This is a genomic window from Anaerolineae bacterium (assembly GCA_013178015.1).
Taxonomy (GTDB): Bacteria; Chloroflexota; Anaerolineae; order DRVO01; family DRVO01; genus Ch71.
This window is the reverse complement of record JABLXR010000071.1, coordinates 1-16,449: the sequence shown is the minus strand read 5'-3', so window position 1 is coordinate 16,449 and position 16,449 is coordinate 1. Positions and strand designations below refer to the sequence as shown.

Below are 16,449 nucleotides of genomic sequence, written 5' to 3'. Positions count from 1 at the left end.
TGGCCCTCAACCTCCTGCGCTCCCTAGGCTTCCCCCTTGTCCCCGACGCCATCCGTCACCTGCGTCTCCACCCTGAAGCCAGCCTCGCCCTCCTCACCCAACCATAGGAGGGTTGAAAAGCCCTGGTTCCAGGCCACTGGGCCTTGCCCCGAGCGGGAGAGAGGGCTATAATGCCGCAACTTGGCAGGTGTTCGGGGTGCAGAGCCTGACGATGCCTGCGCACGGGGTAGCGTGGCGGATCTCCAGGGGGCAATGCGGCTCTGATCCGGGCGCCCGCCGACCATTCTGGCACGGTTGTAGAGGGGGAGAACGATGAAGACGACCCGTCTCGTCAGCGCGCTGATGGTCCTTGCTCTGCTCATCGTCGCCTGTACCGGGGCTACTCCTGCGCCTGCTGCAGGGCCGTCGGTCCAGGTCGAGGACGAGTGGGGGGTGGTGACGGTCGCTAAGGGAGATCCGATACGCATTGGGTTGGGAGCAGCCCTCAGTGGTGCCGGGCTGGACATACTGGGGATAGACGAGCAGCGCGGAGCGGAACTGGCCATTTCCGACAAGGGCACCATCATGGGCTTCGAGATCGAGCTGGTGGCCGAGGACGACGTGTGCTCAGCTGAGGGCGGGATCACCGTCGCGAACAAGTTCGTGTCGGACCCCAGTATCGTGGCCGTGGTGGGTCAGATGTGTTCCAGCGGCTGCCTGGCGGCGATGGACATCTACCAGGAGCACGGATACACTATGGTTTCGCCCTCCTGCACTGCCGTGGTCCTTACCACCAGGGGCAACGAGTCTTTTCACCGTGTCTGCTGGAACGACGCCATCCAGGGGCCGGCTGCTGCCAAGTTCCTGCGTGAGGAGGTGGGAGTCGAGACTGTAGCCACCGTGCATGATGGTAGCCCGTACGGCGAAGGTCTGGTGAACGAGATGGCCGCGGCTTTTGAGGCTGCCGGCGGCACGGTGGTGGCCCGCGAGGCGGTCAACGTGGGTGACACGGACATGCGCCCGCTCCTCGAACGGATCAAGTCCGCCGGGCCGGAAGCCATCTACTTTGGCGGGTTCGTGGCCGAGGGGGCCTACCTGGCGAGCCAGCGGGTGGACGTGGGCATGGAGGACGTGGTGTTCATGGGGGCGGACGGCATCCTGGCCACGGACTTCATCAGGGCCGCTGGTGAGGCGGCGGAGGGGGTGTATGCCAGCGCCGCCAACCCGGCGGAAGCCGGTGCCGGCATGGAGAAGTTCCTGGCCGATTACGAGGCGGCATACGGCGAGAAGCCACCGGCGCCGTTCCACGCGCACGCTTACGACGCGGCTATGGTCATCATGAACGCCATCGAGAAGGTAGCCCAGGTTGACGCCGAGGGCAATCTGCTGATCGGCCGCAAGGCCCTCAATGAGGCCATCGGCAGCACCGCCAACTACCAGGGCCTCTCGGGCGTGATCACGTGCGACGAGGTGGGCAACTGCGGCACCGGCACCGTGGCCGTGTCACAGGTTCGGAACGGGGCCTTCGAAGTGATCTGGCCGAAGTAGGGGGCCGTGACGGAAGCGCGAGCCAAGTCCCCGGAGGCAGGTGCAGTGAGCCTGCCTCCGGACTCGTGGGGTAGACGGACGTGGCGCGGGCTGTCGGGCCCTGTTGATGTCACCCGCTGGGTAGTCACGGGCATCGGCCTCCTCATCCTGCTGTTCGTTATTTGGCGGCTGGTGGCCAATCTGAGTGCGGGCACGTACGGGCTCTCCACCTACGCCAGCCAGGTCGTCTTCGGGCTAGCCCAGGGGGGCATCTACGCGCTGATAGCCCTGGGCTACACCCTGGTATACGGCATCCTGTTCATGATCAACTTCGCCCACGGCGAGATATTCATGGGCGGGACCTATATCGGCTTCTTCGTGGTCAATGCCTTCGCCCAGTCGGGCTTCCTGACGTCGCATCCTGTGCTGGCGCTGCTCATCACCGTGCTAACGGCCATGCTCACTTCAGTGACTCTGGCCGTGGGGCTGGAGAGGATCGCCTACCGCCCGCTCCGGCGGGCTCCCCGGCTGGTACCGCTGATAACGGCCATCGGCGCTTCCCTATTCCTGCAGTACGCCTTCAGAGGCCTTTTCGGTACGGGAGTCAAGGTATACCCGGACACCCACTTGTACCTCGCCGGCATCGATCTGATGGGGGGGCGGTACACAGTGGGCGGTGTAGTGGTGAGGCCCATATACTTCGTCGTCTTCTTCCTGGCCGTGGCCTTGATGCTGGCTCTCTACCTCTTCGTGCAGAAGAGCAAGATGGGCAAGGCCATGCGCGCGGTAGCCGAGGACAAGGACACGGCGGCCCTCATGGGCATAGACGTGGACCGGGTGATCGTCATGACGTTCGTGCTAGGGGCGGCCCTGGCCGGTGCCGCTGGCGTCATGTATGCGCTCTACAACAAGCAGGTCACCCATACCATGGGGTTCATCCCGGGCATAAAGGCTTTCACCGCCGCCGTGCTGGGCGGCATCGGCAACGTGCCGGGGGCCATGCTGGGCGGGTTCTTCCTCGGCCTGGCAGAGTCTACATTCCCCACCTTGTTGGGTCTCGATGCCCAGCTGAAGGACGTCATCGCCTTTGGGCTCCTGGTGTTGGTGCTCATCTTCCGGCCGACGGGGATACTTGGCGAAGTTCTGAGCGGGAAGAGGGCCTAGAGAGGAAAGACCCGAATGGGGATGAACGGGCGCGGGCCTGTCAGAGTGGGCTTGGGGTCCTCCCTTCGTAGCGGCGCGATGCTGGGGGGAGTGCTTGTCTTCGTGGCCTTGATCGGCGCCCTGACAGCCTTCGCCCGGGAGCCAGTGGTGCGCGGAGTGCTGAGCCTTACGCAGTTGCTGCTGGCCTTCGGCGCTCTGTACGCCGGCCGCGTGGGGGCGTCCTCCTCCCGCGCCGCCGCCCCGCGTTCTGGCGCGGCGTTGATGTCGGGGGCGGTCTCGGGTGCCGTCGCGATGGCGTTCCTGGCTGGCCTGGCCATCGTGGTGGCCAACGTGAACATGCGCGGGGTCTTGGTCAACGCTACTCCGCAGCTGGTAGCTGTCCTTACGTACGATCGTGGCCTGATCGGGGGCGCGGCCCTGTCGGTGTTGATCGGGGCGGTCCTGGGGGCGGGTGGAGCCGCCTGGTCTGCGGTTCCCGCCGCAGCACGCAAGGCGGTGCTGCTGGGGATGAGCGCGGTGGTGGTCGTGGGGGTGCTGCGGGACAAGGGACTGGCGCTGCCGGAGGCCCTGGTCCTGGGGCTCGCCTTGGGCGGAGCCGCGTATGCTCGGGAGCGCTTCGGTGCCACGGCGGCACGCCGGTACCAGCGGTTCCAGAAGCGGAACGAGACGATGGTCAGGCTGGTGAGCTGGACGGCGGCGATTGTGGCGCTTTTGCTGCTGCCGCAGGTGCTGGGAACGTACGGCACTAGCGTGCTCGACCTGGTGGGGCTCTACGTCCTGATGGGGCTGGGGCTCAACATAGTGGTGGGCTATGCTGGGCTTCTGGACCTGGGCTACGTGGCCTTCTTCACCATCGGGGCCTACCTTACCGGCCTATTGACCTCCCCTTCCGCATCCACCAATCTCGGCCTGTCGTTCTGGGTTGCCTGGCCTGTGGCCATGTTGGGTGCGGCGAGCGCCGGAGCCCTGCTCGGCATACCGGTGTTGCGCATGCGGGGGGACTACCTGGCCATAGTGACCCTGGGGTTCGGCGAGATCATCCGCATCTTGGTCATGTCGGACACGCTCAAGAGCGTGTTAGGTGGCGCTCAGGGGATCATCGAGATCCCCGGCCCTTCCATAGGTGGGTTCACCTTCGTTCGGCCGCAGCACTTCTACTACCTCATCCTCTTCGGCTGTCTGGTGGCCGTCATGGTGTCACGGCGTGTGAGCGATTCCCGCGTGGGCCGGGCCTGGATGGCCATCCGTGAGGACGAGGATGTGGCGGAGGCCACCGGCATCAATCTGGTGAAGTACAAGCTACTGGCCTTCGCTCTGGGAGCATCCTTCTCCGGCATAGGCGGAGCTATCTTCGCCTCCTGGGTGCATTCGGTGTTTCCCAACTCCTTCACCTTGTTGGTCTCCATCAACATCCTCAGTCTGGTGATCGTCGGTGGGATCGGCAGCATTCCCGGGGTCATATTGGGGGCGTTTGTCTTGGTAGGGTTGCCCGAGGTGCTGCGGGAGTTCGCCGACTTCCGCATGCTCTCCTTCGGGGCGCTTCTGGTGGCCATGATGTTGGCACGGCCGGAGGGCCTCTGGCCGGCGCAGCAGCGGCGCCGTGAGTTGCGGGAGGAGGCAGCGGAGGCGTGAGGGAGGGAGGCGATCACAGGATCTGCTTGAGCGCCCGTCGGGTGACCAAACGGTTCGGCGGCCTAATGGCGGTGGACTCGGTGACCCTGGACATACCCGAGAGGACCATCGCCAGCGTCATAGGGCCGAACGGCGCTGGCAAGACCACATTCTTCAACTGCGTTACGGGCCTGTATACTCCCGAAGAGGGCGACATTCTCTTCCAAGGGCGGTCCATAGTCGGGTACCGGCCCGACAGCATCGCCGCGATGGGCATTGCGCGCACCTACCAGAACATCCGGCTGTTCCGGGCCATGACTGCCATAGAGAATGTTCTGGTGGGACAGCACGTGCACCTGCGCTCGGGCGTGTTTGGGGCCCTGTTTCGCCCTGCGAGCACGCTGATGGAGGAGGACCGCGCTCACGCTGAGGCGCTGGAGCTTCTCGACTTCGTGGGCCTGGGCGGCCGCGGCGATGTGGTGGCCCGCAACCTGCCCTACGGGGACCAGCGACGGCTAGAGATCGCGCGGGCGCTGGCCTCGCGGCCCAAGCTTCTGCTGCTCGATGAGCCGACGGCAGGAATGAACCCCCAGGAGACGGAGCGGCTGATGCGGTTCCTCGAGCGGCTCCGGGACGAGCTGGGCCTGACCGTGCTGCTGATCGAACACGACATGCGGGTGGTCATGGGGATCTCCGATCAGGTCTCGGTCCTTCACTACGGCACCAAGATCGCCGAAGGCACGCCCAGGGAGGTGCGCAACAACCCGCACGTGATCGAAGCCTACCTGGGAGTGGCGAGCGACGATGGCCAGGCTTGACGTCGAGGGCATACACACCTTCTACGGCGGTATCGAGGCTCTCAAGGGCGTCTCACTTCACGTCAACGAGGGCGAGATCGTCACCCTCATCGGAGCCAACGGGGCGGGGAAGACCACCACGCTGAACACCATCTCCGGGCTGCTCAGGCCGAGGGAGGGCCGTGTCCTGCTGGATGGCGAGGTGATCAGCGGCCTGGCGCCTCACGCCGTCGTAGCTCGAGGCATATCCCAGGCACCCGAGGGCCGCCGGATATTCTCTCGCCTCAAGGTGATCGAGAACCTGGAGATGGGTGCCTTCCTGCGCCGGGACAAGGCAGGCATCGCCGCCGACATGGAGCGGGTGTTTGAGTTGTTCCCTCGGCTGGGCGAGCGTCGGAATCAGGTAGGCGGCACGTTGTCGGGTGGTGAGCAACAGATGCTAGCCATCGGCAGGGCCCTCATGGCGCGGCCGAGTATCCTGCTTCTGGATGAGCCCTCCATGGGGCTGGCTCCTCTGCTGGTGCAGGAGATATTCCGCATCATCCGGGAGATCAACGAGGAGGGCACCACGATCCTCCTTGTGGAGCAAAACGCCCACATGGCCTTCTCAGTGGCCTCGCGCGCCTATGTTCTCCAGGGCGGGACGATGGTGCTCGATGGGCCGGCGGAGGAGGTGGCTCGGAATCCAGAGGTCCGCCGGGCATACCTGGGCGAGGGGTGACGGGCATTCTCTGGCCGGTGCTGGTGGCGGGGGCGATACTGCTGCTAGGCGCTTTCGCTTACTGGCTGCTGGTGCTCGCCGAAGGTGCATATCTCGGACCCAGGGTCGTCTGCAAGCTCTACGACTGGACTGCCTCCCGCTACGACAGCATCAAGAGCTTCGATCCATTCTACGAGCAGCGCTTCGTGGGCGAGCCTTTGGCCATCGCGCTCGCAGGCCGAGGCCAGCCTCTGGTCCTGGATGTGGCCGGCGGCACCGGGCGGCTGCCCCGAGCCCTCTTCCCAGTCGCCCCCAGCTTCTCTGGGGTGGTGGTGGAGCTCGACCGGGCCAGGGCCATGCTAACTCAAGGCCGTCGAGCTCTCGCCGGCCGGGAGATGCGGGTGGCGTACGTGCAGGCCGACGCACTCTGGCTGCCCTTCCCCGATTCCACCTTCGACGCGGTGGTGTCTCTGGAGGCTCTCGAATTTCTCCCCGACCTGCGAGTGGCGCTGGCGGAGATGGCGCGGGTGCTGCGGCCGGGAGGGCTTCTTATGATCACCAACCGCAAGGGATGGGCGCGCTACTACATGCCGGGCCGGGTGCGGCCTCTGCCCGAGGTGCTGGGTGTGTTGAGGGAGCTGGGACTGCCGCAAGCGGAGAGCTCGGTGTGGCAGGTGAACTATGACCTCGTCTGCGCCGTCAAAGGCAGCCAGCGGGAGCCGGAAGCCCGCGCCGTTAGGCTCTCCAGGAGAGGGTAACTGCCGCCCGCCACCGCTCCTGATCTCCCTCCGCCAACGGCCACATCAGGACTATCCGGGTCCCCTGGTACACTTGTTCCGCGCCCAACTCCGTCCGGTGCTGGCTGAACAGGGGATGTACCAGCACGTGGGCGGCGGGGCCGAGATCGAGGTCGACCACCAGGCGTCCTGGCCCGGCGCACAGCTTCAGGCCGTCAACCACACCCAGATCCGCCGGGTCGGTCAGGCTGGAAGCCTCGCCGGAGGTCGACACCTTGCCGCTGGTATGGGCACCTGGGGGGAGCGCCAGGCTTACCTCGGTGGCCAGGAACAGGGGGGCGCTTAGGCCTTGGTGCCCAGCCAGGGAGTAGGTCACCCGCAGGCAGCGTTCGCCGGCCGACACGGCATAGGCCTTCTCTACTGAGATCTCTGATTCGTGCCCGGCGACGGCCATCAGCCCCTCGTGCCGGGCGATGACCTGTCCCCGCGATCCTTGCGTCAGGCCCTCGAGCCGGAAAGGCCGCCGAGTGAGGTGGCTGCTATCGGCCCATGCCTCCTCGATCACCTGCGCCAGCGTCTGCGGTTCAGCGACGAAGTGGTCCACGAACGCTCGCCGAAGAGGGACGGCGTCGTAGTCACTCTCCTCGCCGCCCGGGGACGAATAGGACTCGCGGTACGGAGCGAGGGTGTTGAGCAGGTTGATGGGCCCCGTCCGCAGGTCCCATTCGAACAGGTGGCCTCCCAGGGGATGGACGAACGCTGCCTGCTCGGTGCTGCTCAGGCACCACTCGGCCAGTCCGTCAGCATCGTAGTCCTCATGCCGCAGAGCTACCTCGCTCGGTCCCACGGGGTCGGCGATGGCATCGGCTGCCACCAGGTGGGAGAAGACGGCGTGACGGATGTGGTAGAGGTAGATGCCTCCGAACACGCCGTGCCAGTAAGGGCAGTTGCACTGTCCCCGCCAGAGGTGATCGAGAGCGGCCTCTTTTCCGGGCCCGGGAGGCAGCGCGTGAACCCGGCGGGAGATGGTGATGCCCCGCTGAAGCATGAGGTTGGCCTCAGAGTAGCGGGTCAGGAATCCGCGCCAGTGACCGAGGCGCACGAACCGGGCTGCCGCGCCATCGGCCTGGTCTCGGGCGCGACGCACTCGCTGCTGGATGGCGGGGGTCAGAGACCAGTCCTCCATCTCCGGGTAGCTGGCGCTAGGAATGTAGATCCGGCGACGCTGGGGAACGGCGGCCAGGTAGTCTGCGGGGGTGTCGAGCTGCAGCCAGTCCTGGTTCTGCTCGACCGCTTCGAGGAAGCGTTCTAGCCAGCCTTCCTCATAGCAGAGGCGGTGCGTGCCGGGCCAGGCTCCCAGCTTCTCACCGTCATCGGCGAACACCATCAGGTCACGGCCGGCCTCGTGCTGGTGACGGAGGAAGGCGATGGCCTCCTCCACGGGCCTCCAGGGGATGAGATAGCGCAGGTCGGTGGAGGCCGGAAGCAGCGACACCGTGTAACCAACGTCTTCCGTTAGCCAGGCACCATCTATCTGTCCTGATGGTAACCCCGCCTTCTCGAAGTGCTCCTGGTCCAGGATGGTGTAGCTGAGGGAGGCACGGGACAAGTATCGGGGCAGATGCGGCTCCCACACCCGCTCGGCCAGCCAGGCGCCCGAGGGTCGGGCGCCGAAGCGCTTCTCTAGCCGGTCACTCATCGTCTTGAGCTGGCCGGCCTTGTCAGCGTCCGGGATCACGGCCAAGATCGGCTCGTAGAGGGCTCCGCCCAGCAGCTCGACCTGGCCCCGAGTCTGCAGGGTGGCCACGCGGGACAGGAACCGAGGCTCCTCCGCCTCCAGCCATTCGAGCAAAGGGCCGGTGTAGTGCAGGCCGCACCGGAAGCTCGGGTGTCGTTCCAGGAGGCCCATGAAGGGGAGGTAGGCGCTGTCGAAAGCCTGACGGAAGACCTCAGGCAGGTTGCCAACCGGCTGGTGGTTGTGGAGTACCAGGATCAGAGTCAGCTTGGGCACGCAGCGCTTCCGGCCGGCCGTCAGAGCGGCTGCACGCCAAAGGACTTGCCGCCAGGCAACGAGGTCATGCCGGCGAAATCAGCCTCCACCAGGTCCGATCCGATGACGCAGTTGCCTCCTACCCGGAAGCCGGGCGGCAGGCGGGTGTTCTTGCCCACCAAGGTGAGCCCAGTGTTGATGGAATCGGGGAACATCTCATTCACGGTGAGATCGCTGTCACTACCCACGCGACAGCCCCTGGCGATGACGACCTGCTTGTCCGTAATGGATCGTAGCAGCGTAGCTCCAGCCTCGATGCGAGTGTCGGTCATCACTACCGAATCGCGGACCAGGGCCCCCGGGCCCACGTACACTCCTGGCGACAGCACCGAGCTATCCACTGTACCCTCGATGATGCACCCGTGGCCGATCAGGCTGCGCTTGACCACCGCTCCGGCCTGTATCTTGGCTTGGGGTCGCTCCTCGCTTCGGGTGTGAATGACCCAGTTGCGGTCATATAGGTCCAGGGGCGGGGCATGAACCAAGAGCTGCATGTTGGCTTCCCAGTAGGCCTGGATGGTGCCCACATCCATCCAGTAGCCATCGAATTGGTACGCGTAGACGTTCAGTCCTCCCGCCACCATGGCCGGCAAGACGTCCCTACCGAAATCCCTGGTGCTCCGAGGGTTCGCCGCGTCCAGCCGTAGGCACTCGGCCAAGACGTGGGCGCGGAAGCAGTATATGCCCATCGAGGCGAGCGTCCCTCTGGGCTGGCTAGGTTTCTCTTCGAAGTGTATGACTCGTCCGCTCCCGGTGGTGGTGAGGATGCCGAAGCGGCTGGCCTCGCTCAGGCGGACGCGGATGGCGGACACGGTGACATCTGCTTCCTTCTCCAGGTGATAGGCCAGCAGGTGGGCGTAGTTCATCTTGTAGATGTGGTCTCCCGCCAGGATGACCACGTGCTCCGGCCGATAGTGCTCTATGAAGTCGAGGTTCTGATAGACGGCATCGGCGGTACCTCGGTACCAGTCAGCATCGCCTCGTCCCTGATAGGGCTGCAGGAGGTGAACACCGCCGTACATGCGGTCCAGGTCCCAGGGTTGGCCGCGCTGAATGTGGTCGTTCAGGGAGCGAGGGCGATACTGGGTGATGACCCCGACGGTGTAGATGCCGGAGTTGACGCAGTTGGAGAGGGCGAAGTCGATGATGCGGTACTTGCCGGCGAAGGGGACCGCCGGCTTGGCCCGCTTGACCGAGAGGATGTTCAGCCGGGTCCCTTGGCCACCGGCCAGAATCATGGCCAGAGTGGAGCCGGCAGGGCTGGCCATCATCGCCGATGCTACCTCCTGCGTGTCGCGGTTACTGGACGGAATGGAGGGCGCGCGCCAGCGCCGGGAGCATGTACTCCGAGACCACTACCTCCCAGCTCATGCGCTTCGCCAGAGCCAGACCCGACTGCATCGACCTCTCGCGGTCGAGGTCATCGCGAGGGAGGCTCGTGGCGATTGCCTCTGCCGCCTCCCTGGCCCGGTATCTCTCGACCAGGTCGCGGGTGTCCTGGCCGATCTGGAGCGCCTCCTGCCACGACGATACTCCCAGGCCGGGCGGCAGGCTGATGTAGTCAGCCACAATGATGTTCCGGCCGGCCCCTGTCGCCACTCGGTTGGCGAATCCGACGCACCCGCAGGCGCTCGACACTACGCACAGCGCTCCGTAGGGAAGCGGCTCGAACTGGGCGATGCCGAAAGGCTCGTAGATGCTCTGACCGAACTCCAGGTCCGAGCCCTGTCGGAGGTCAGCAAAGGTCATTTCTGCCGGCATGCGCTGCCCGCACCGTTCCTGGTCCCATCCGAACTGGTTGACAAAGATCGCTTGCACGGCCTTCGCCTGGTGATTGAATTGCCGCACGGCCTGATAGAAGGGTACCTCGTATCCTACCAGGTCAGGATACCCCTCGCGATGATCAACGGGCCACCCGTACTCCTGCTCCATTCGGAGGACATCCTGGCTGCTGCGTCCGGTGGGCGGCGCTGTGGCCAGGACGAAGAAGGTGGCTGTGAGCCCCCGCTCGGAAAGCATGGGGTCCAGGTTCTCCAGGACCCGAAGGTCGCGCCAGAGGCCCTTGGAGGGTACCAAGCGGGCCACGTGAGTGAAGACGTAGTCGGGCCGGCGGCCGGTCACCCTCTCGGCGTAGTCCCTGAGCCGCGTCAGTGAGGCCAGCTTGGCTTCCAGAGGCACCTCGGGAGCGGGGATGCCGTTGTACACCAGGTCTATGGCCTTGTTGGCGAACTGGGGCCCCAGGAAGCGCAGCTCCTCTACCACCAGGTCCCCGACGGCGAAGACGGCGGAGAAGTCGGCCGATGCCTCGAGGAGGGCGTGCTTGTAGAAGTGGGCTCGGCTGCCGAACACGTGGTGGAACTGCAGTGATTGGCTGCGGGCTAGGCGAAGGACGTTGTAGAACATGGTGTCGTGACCGGGGTCTTCCTCCACCACCGGGCGAACGGTGGGCACCTCGTGAGCATAGTATACCCGGCAGAAGGAGCCGGGACGCTCGAGCTCGGCCACCAGGCACAGGGGCACGCCCATGAACTCGTGGGCCATGACAACCTTGCGGCGACGGTTCGCGTCCCCGCCCAGGATTACCTGCAGCGCCTCGAACTGGGGCAAGGCCGACCTCACGTAGAGGTCGTACTCGTAGCTCCCCTCGTAGAGATCAGACTGCAGCCCGAAACGCTCCCAGAGGCGGTACTTCAGATCGTTCACGATGTGCTGCTCGGCTTCCTTTGGGTCCACGAGGAGCACGTCGTGTACGAAGCCGGCGAACGAACGTCGTCCGTAGATGATTCGGACGCCGTGGCGCCGCTCGATCTGCTCCAGGGCGGAGGAGTGCTGGTAAGAGGTGGTGCCGTCCAGGGAGGAGTACAGGATCTCCATTCGGTTGCGAGGGGACCTAAGACGCTCCATGCCGGCCGTGTCGTCAGCGCTGAACGGTCCGGTGAGGACGGTCCGTCGGACGTTCTTCAGGTAGGCGCGGGATGAGAGCAGACCGTCCAGCACGGCGCCGATGCCGCCGATCTTGTACCCCGCCTCGTGGGTCGAGTGGACGATGACGTCTACCCCTTCTCCAGTCAACATTCACGCACCTCTCCTGGAAGAGCTGGCCGCCCCGAGGGCCAGGGACTCGGGCAAAGGTAAGCGGGCCAGAGGCGGCATTGAACCATGGGGACGCGCACCTGCCCCCAGAGCACCCGGGGTGCTGGAAGGACTGCCTGAGCGATCGCCTCTGCCCGGCTCAATCTGCCCGCCCCTGTCGCTCCGTGAGCCAGTCGGGATCTAGGAAAGCGAAGAGCTCATCGCGGGCCTCGATGGCACGCAGGAAACCCCAGTCGGCCAGGTTCAGGGAGCCGGCGCGGGCGAGCCGGCTTAGCAGGCGGAACCGCTCCACGTGAGAGTCGAACCTCTGCCTGGCATACTCGGCTGCCTGGCCCGTGGAAATGAGGAAAGGCCAATCGCTGGACTGGGCGAGGAGCAACTCGCGCTCGGCCTGGGCGACGAACCGGCGGCGACTGGGGGCAATCTCAGCTGCCAGCTCCTCGCCCTCCCGCTCGCAGCGATGCAAGATGGACCACAGGTGGGCAGTAAGGTCGTTGTTCCAGGTGCGGTCATCCCCGCCTGCGCCCCACGACGAAGGGGAGAGTTGGATCGCGGCATCGGGCGGATGCTGGCGGAGATGCTCGGCGATGGGGCAGATAGTAACTCGATTGTCTCGGCCCAGCAGGTGAAGGACGACGCCCAACCACTGGACGCCTTCGAACCACCAGTGGCCGAAGAGCTCGGTGTCGAAGGCAGCGACAACCAGGGCCCGATCTCCCAGGGTCTCAGCCTGGCGGGATAGCTCAGAGACCACCTGGTCGGCGAAGTGCCGGGCGTGTGCGGCCACCCGGGCCCGGGCCGCCGGTGGATCGTAGAGGCGCTTCTGCCCTAGGTCCACGCCCCGGCCGCTGACGGCCCAGTACTGAAGGCCGGAAACAGGGTCCTTCTTGTGGAACTCTCGATAGGCGGGGTCCCCGGGGTAGCCCAGATCCGCCGACCACACCTGCATGCTGAGGCGGCGATTGCGTCCAATGACGGCCACGTCGCTGCTGCCGACTAGGTAGGGGCGGGCGGTGGTGTATCCGGTGGTGGGAGCGGAGCCCGTCAAGAGTGCGTGGCTGATGCGGTCCGCCCGCAGGTAGGGCAAGGGTAGCTCCTGCCCGTTGGCGGCAGGTGTACCTCCTTCGATGGCGTGGGCTTCCGCGAAGAAGAAGCCAATACCCTGGGCAGCCAGAAACTCCTCTATGCCCGGGCGCCGAACGCCGTCGCTCGTCTGCGCAGGACGATAGGCACACTCGGGCAGCCAGAAGCCCTCGGCAGCTGTCCCCAGGTTCCGCCGATGGGCCTCCAGCCCGGTGCGGATTTGAGCGTAGACGGACGAGTCGCGGGAAAGCAGGGGCAAGTAGGCGTGGGTGGCGCCGGAGGAGATCACTTCCAGTCGCCCCTGCTGGGAGAGGGTGCGATAGGAAGCCACCAGGTCGTGGCTCAGGAGGTCACGAAGGGCGGCACGGCGATCGGTGTACCAGTCCCTGTAGTAGGTGGCCAGGGCGGCCAGTTGGGCCTCTCCCGCGGCCTCGAAGCGAGCCACGTCGTCGGAGGCTCGGCGCGTCCGATCGTTCACATACGCGTCCAGGCCCTCCACCACTTGGCTGGATGCGAGCTGTTCCAGCAACACCGGCGTGAGGGACAGCGTCAGGTTGGTGGTCAGGTCGTGGGGTAGGCTAAGCAGCATCTCCAGCAGGGGTATGTAGCTCTCGCAGGCGGCCTCGTATAGCCACTCCTCTCCATGGGGCCAACGTCCGGCATGGCGGCTGTAGGGCAGATGGGTGTGCAGGACGAAGGCAAAGGTTCCCAGAGACGGCATCTGGCTCTCCGGACAGGGTGGCTACTAGTAGGACATGATAGGAGGCGGGTGCAGAAGCCGTCAAGGGCGCAGTGAGTGCGAGGGACATTCGCCTGCGCGGCTGTGAGTCACAGTGTCAGGCAGGCTTGGTCCCGTCCAGTGGTAGAAGGGGGCCGGTGCCTCAGAGGTTGGTTGGGTGCATTCGCGAGCCGCCACCAGAGCCGGATCGGATCTGGCGGCTGGCTGTGCGATCTTTCTCATGGACGCCTCACTGAAGTAGCGGCGCTCCACCAGCCACTCGTCGTTTTGCTCTGCCAGTAAGGCTCCCAACAGTCGGATGACAGATTGCCTGTTAGGGAAGATGCCCACCACGGCGCCGCGGCGCTTGAGTCCTCTGTTGAGCCGCTCCAGGGGATTGGTGGAGTAGATCTGACGCCAGTGCTCAGCAGGGAAGTCGTAGAAGGCGAGGATCTCCTCCTCCCCCTCTTCTAGCAGCTCCACTGCTTTGGGGAAGCGAGGCCGCAGAAGGGCACACACCTGGGCCAACTGCGCCTGGGCCTGCTCTCGACTCTGCCGCCGGAAGATGGACCTGACTGTGGCTGCTACCATTGCCTGGGCGCTCTTGGGCACCCGAGCCAGGAGATTCCTCATGAAGTGCACTCGGCAGCGCTGCCAGCCCGCTCCCACAGGGACCTCATCAAGCGGCCTGCTGGAGGCGGACTGGGCATCACTGACCGCCAGCCTCACTGCCTCCCACCTCAGGCAGCTTGTGTTGGCGATCTGCAACTCCTGCTGCATCCGGTTGAGCAGGGTAGCCTGATCACGTGCAAAGGCGGCGCGATAGCGGGCGAGCTCCCGAAGCTGGCGCTGTCCTTGGGGAGGCGTGGGCCTCGCCGGCAGAAGGCCGTAATGGGGAGCCCAGCGATCCGCTCGGCATCCCTGATCTCGGTCTTGCCCCTTGGCGGCATGCCTCGCGGCCCCGACTGCCCCGCAGCTCAGGTGTGCGCTGTAGCCAGACTACGGGCATTCACTATCATGAAGCAGCAATGTGCTAGGTGTACGGAGCAAGGGAGTGCCCTGGTACCCTTAGCCCAGCACAGCGCATGGTCATGCCCGCACCGCCACGGCGCAAGGCGGAGGGAATCCCGCACGTGGCCTTACCAGGCAGCCTGTGAACTGGCCCAAGTTAGCTAGCAGTCCAGCGCCCAGTGCACCATGCTGCGAAGCCCAGCAGGTTGGGAAAACGCTGTTCGTTCTTGATGCCTCGGCGCCACTTACTACAATACTCCCACCTGCAAACGTTCCTGCAGCCACATAGGCGATTGGGAGCATGACGCCAGGGGATGTGGGGTTCTGGCGCAGAGCGATGATACCTGCGGGCCCTACTCGGCCGCATGCCTGGCGGGGCCTCTTTCACTTTGGCGAACACGGTGGTGCCTTTCCTGCACAGGCTGGCTATTGGTACCCTGCATCAATTCGTTGCCCGGGGGAGCAATGAACATCTTCGAGATGCGTGGCTTCATCATCGACGAGTATAGCGACTACGTCCGCAGCTTCCTTCCCATCGCCGACAGCAGAGTGCGCGCATTCGTCGAGGCTCGATTGCTCGAACAGCCCTCGCTCTGGCCCGATGCCCTGATTCAGCTGAACCCAGCTTACGCCAAGGGCGATACGGTGGCTGAGCTGGCTGGGGCCGGCGTGCTGCACCCGCTCTGTGGCCAGGTGTTCGCTAGAGAGGATGGGCGGCCGATAGCGCTGTATCAGCATCAACAACTTGCGGTAGAGAGGGTACTGCAGAAGCAGCACACAGTGGTGACCAGCGGCACCGGCTCCGGAAAGTCCCTAACCTACTTCATCCCCATCTTCGATGCCGTTCTCCGCAGCGACGCCACCCGACCGATGGTTCATGCCATCGTGGTCTATCCCATGAACGCCCTAGTGAACTCCCAGGAGGAATCCCTCAGAGGGCTGGCTGAGGCGTACCGGGGCCGCACCGGCCGCGAGCTTCCGGTGCGGTTTGCCAAGTACACGGGCCAGGAGACGGCAGAGGTCAAAGCCAACCTGCGACAGCATCCTCCTCATATCCTGCTCACCAACTACGTCATGCTCGAGCTAATGCTGGTTCGCCCTCACGAGCATGGATTCGTAGACAGGACTCGCACGGCGCTGCAGTTCCTTGTCCTAGACGAGCTGCACACCTACCGCGGTCGCCAGGGCGCCGACATCGCTTTGCTCGTGCGCCGTCTTAGAGAGCGGTGCGGCAACCCCGGTCTGGTGTGCATCGGCACTAGCGCCACCATGGCCAGCGGTGGCACCCGACGGGAACGTCGCTGCGCCATTGCCCGCTTCGCCACCCGGCTGTTTGGCGTGCCAGTGCTGGAGCAGAATGTGGTCGAAGAGACACTGCGCCGAGTGATAGCTCACTCAGGCACGCCATCGGCGGGCGAGCTGCGTCAGGCGCTTGAGTCGCCGCCGCCCGAGGCAGCCTGGGAGGCTTTCGCCAGCAACCCCCTTGCCGCCTGGATTGAGGACACCTTCGGGGTGGAAGAGGAGGAGGACGGCCATCTGCGCCCAAGGAAGCCGCTGTCCCTGCGGGAGGGCGCCCGCCAGCTAGCTGACCTCACTGGCATGGACGAGTCCACCTGCATCGAGCGCGTTCGCGAGATGCTTCTACGCGCCTCTGAGACACGTACCCCGGAGGGTGAGCCAGTCTTTCCCTTCAAGCTGCATCAGTTCATATCTCAGGGCGGTTCGGTCTTTGCTACACTGGAGCCGCCGGACAGGCGCGACCTAACCCTGGAGGAACAGATCTACGCCCCCGGTGTCGGCGAGAGGCTACTGTATCCCCTGGTGTTCTGCCGCCTCTGCGGGCAGGAGTACTACACGGTCCGCCGGTCTGCGCAGGAGTCGCGGTACCTACCCGTGGCAGAGCGATCTCTCGCGGGGATCGACTCTGAAGAGGACGAAGGGAGTCAGGCCGGCTATCTTATGCTTGACCATGAGGGCCA

Annotated in this window: 12 protein-coding genes; 7 read left to right on the top strand and 5 right to left on the bottom strand. The window is 65.1% G+C overall.

Going from position 1 to position 16,449, the window contains the following annotated elements:
• Positions 1 to 312 precede the first annotated feature (312 nt).
• From HPY83_18500 to HPY83_18475, 6 genes are all read left to right on the top strand, one after another.
• Positions 313 to 1,527 carry a branched-chain amino acid ABC transporter substrate-binding protein gene (locus HPY83_18500; GenBank protein NPV09939.1) on the top strand — a complete coding sequence of 405 codons (1,215 nt, stop codon included), beginning with the start codon at positions 313 to 315 and terminating at the stop codon, positions 1,525 to 1,527.
• A gap of 180 nt (positions 1,528 to 1,707) precedes the next feature.
• Positions 1,708 to 2,670: a branched-chain amino acid ABC transporter permease gene (locus HPY83_18495; protein NPV09938.1), complete on the top strand. Its 963-nt coding sequence runs from the start codon at positions 1,708 to 1,710 to the stop codon at positions 2,668 to 2,670.
• Between the two features lie 669 nt (positions 2,671 to 3,339).
• Entirely contained in the window at positions 3,340 to 4,302 is a 963-nt protein-coding gene (locus HPY83_18490; GenBank protein NPV09937.1) for a branched-chain amino acid ABC transporter permease, read from the top strand.
• Positions 4,303 to 4,367: 65 nt separating this feature from the next.
• On the top strand, positions 4,368 to 5,099 hold the full coding sequence (locus HPY83_18485) for an ABC transporter ATP-binding protein (protein NPV09936.1): 732 nt from the start codon (positions 4,368 to 4,370) through the stop codon (positions 5,097 to 5,099).
• The gene (locus HPY83_18480) at positions 5,086 to 5,799 is read left to right on the top strand and encodes an ABC transporter ATP-binding protein (GenBank protein NPV09935.1); all 714 of its coding nucleotides are present in this window, start codon (positions 5,086 to 5,088) and stop codon (positions 5,797 to 5,799) included. Before HPY83_18485 ends, HPY83_18480 begins: the two co-directional genes overlap by 14 nt.
• A gap of 71 nt (positions 5,800 to 5,870) precedes the next feature.
• The gene (locus HPY83_18475; protein ID NPV09934.1) at positions 5,871 to 6,536 is read left to right on the top strand and encodes a class I SAM-dependent methyltransferase; all 666 of its coding nucleotides are present in this window, start codon (positions 5,871 to 5,873) and stop codon (positions 6,534 to 6,536) included.
• On the opposite strand, the gene HPY83_18470 is transcribed toward HPY83_18475, so the two are convergent.
• The 5 genes from HPY83_18470 to HPY83_18450 form a co-directional block, all read right to left on the bottom strand.
• Positions 6,514 to 8,526: a DUF1925 domain-containing protein gene (locus tag HPY83_18470; GenBank protein NPV09933.1), complete on the bottom strand. Its 2,013-nt coding sequence runs from the start codon at positions 8,524 to 8,526 to the stop codon at positions 6,514 to 6,516. The genes HPY83_18475 and HPY83_18470 overlap by 23 nt on opposite strands.
• Before the next feature lie 20 nt (positions 8,527 to 8,546).
• Positions 8,547 to 9,803, bottom strand: coding sequence for a glucose-1-phosphate adenylyltransferase (locus tag HPY83_18465; protein NPV09932.1), 1,257 nt, complete (start codon positions 9,801 to 9,803; stop codon positions 8,547 to 8,549).
• Between the two features lie 61 nt (positions 9,804 to 9,864).
• On the bottom strand, positions 9,865 to 11,640 hold the full coding sequence (locus HPY83_18460) for a hypothetical protein (protein ID NPV09931.1): 1,776 nt from the start codon (positions 11,638 to 11,640) through the stop codon (positions 9,865 to 9,867).
• Between the two features lie 157 nt (positions 11,641 to 11,797).
• Complete coding sequence (locus tag HPY83_18455) at positions 11,798 to 13,462, bottom strand: DUF1957 domain-containing protein (GenBank protein ID NPV09930.1); 1,665 nt, start codon at positions 13,460 to 13,462, stop codon at positions 11,798 to 11,800.
• 60 nt (positions 13,463 to 13,522) lie between these two features.
• A complete protein-coding gene (locus HPY83_18450) occupies positions 13,523 to 14,188 on the bottom strand; it encodes a hypothetical protein (protein ID NPV09929.1) in 666 nt (221 codons plus the stop codon).
• 747 nt (positions 14,189 to 14,935) lie between these two features.
• On the opposite strand from HPY83_18450, the gene HPY83_18445 reads away from it, so the two are divergent.
• Positions 14,936 to 16,449 (top strand): DEAD/DEAH box helicase (locus HPY83_18445; GenBank protein ID NPV09928.1); only part of this gene is annotated, 1,514 nt, incomplete at its 3' end.

Excerpts from the sequence above, each read along its gene's own strand:
- HPY83_18460 (NPV09931.1), bottom strand. The coding sequence starts at position 11,640 with ATGTTGACTGGAGAAGGGGTAGACGTCATCGTCCACTCGACCCACGAG.
- HPY83_18490 (NPV09937.1), top strand. The coding sequence starts at position 3,340 with ATGGTCAGGCTGGTGAGCTGGACGGCGGCGATTGTGGCGCTTTTGCTG.
- HPY83_18465 (NPV09932.1), bottom strand. The coding sequence starts at position 9,803 with ATGATTCTGGCCGGTGGCCAAGGGACCCGGCTGAACATCCTCTCGGTC.
- HPY83_18485 (NPV09936.1), top strand. The coding sequence starts at position 4,368 with ATGGCGGTGGACTCGGTGACCCTGGACATACCCGAGAGGACCATCGCC.
- HPY83_18455 (NPV09930.1), bottom strand. The coding sequence starts at position 13,462 with ATGCCGTCTCTGGGAACCTTTGCCTTCGTCCTGCACACCCATCTGCCC.
- HPY83_18480 (NPV09935.1), top strand. The coding sequence starts at position 5,086 with ATGGCCAGGCTTGACGTCGAGGGCATACACACCTTCTACGGCGGTATC.
- HPY83_18500 (NPV09939.1), top strand. The coding sequence starts at position 313 with ATGAAGACGACCCGTCTCGTCAGCGCGCTGATGGTCCTTGCTCTGCTC.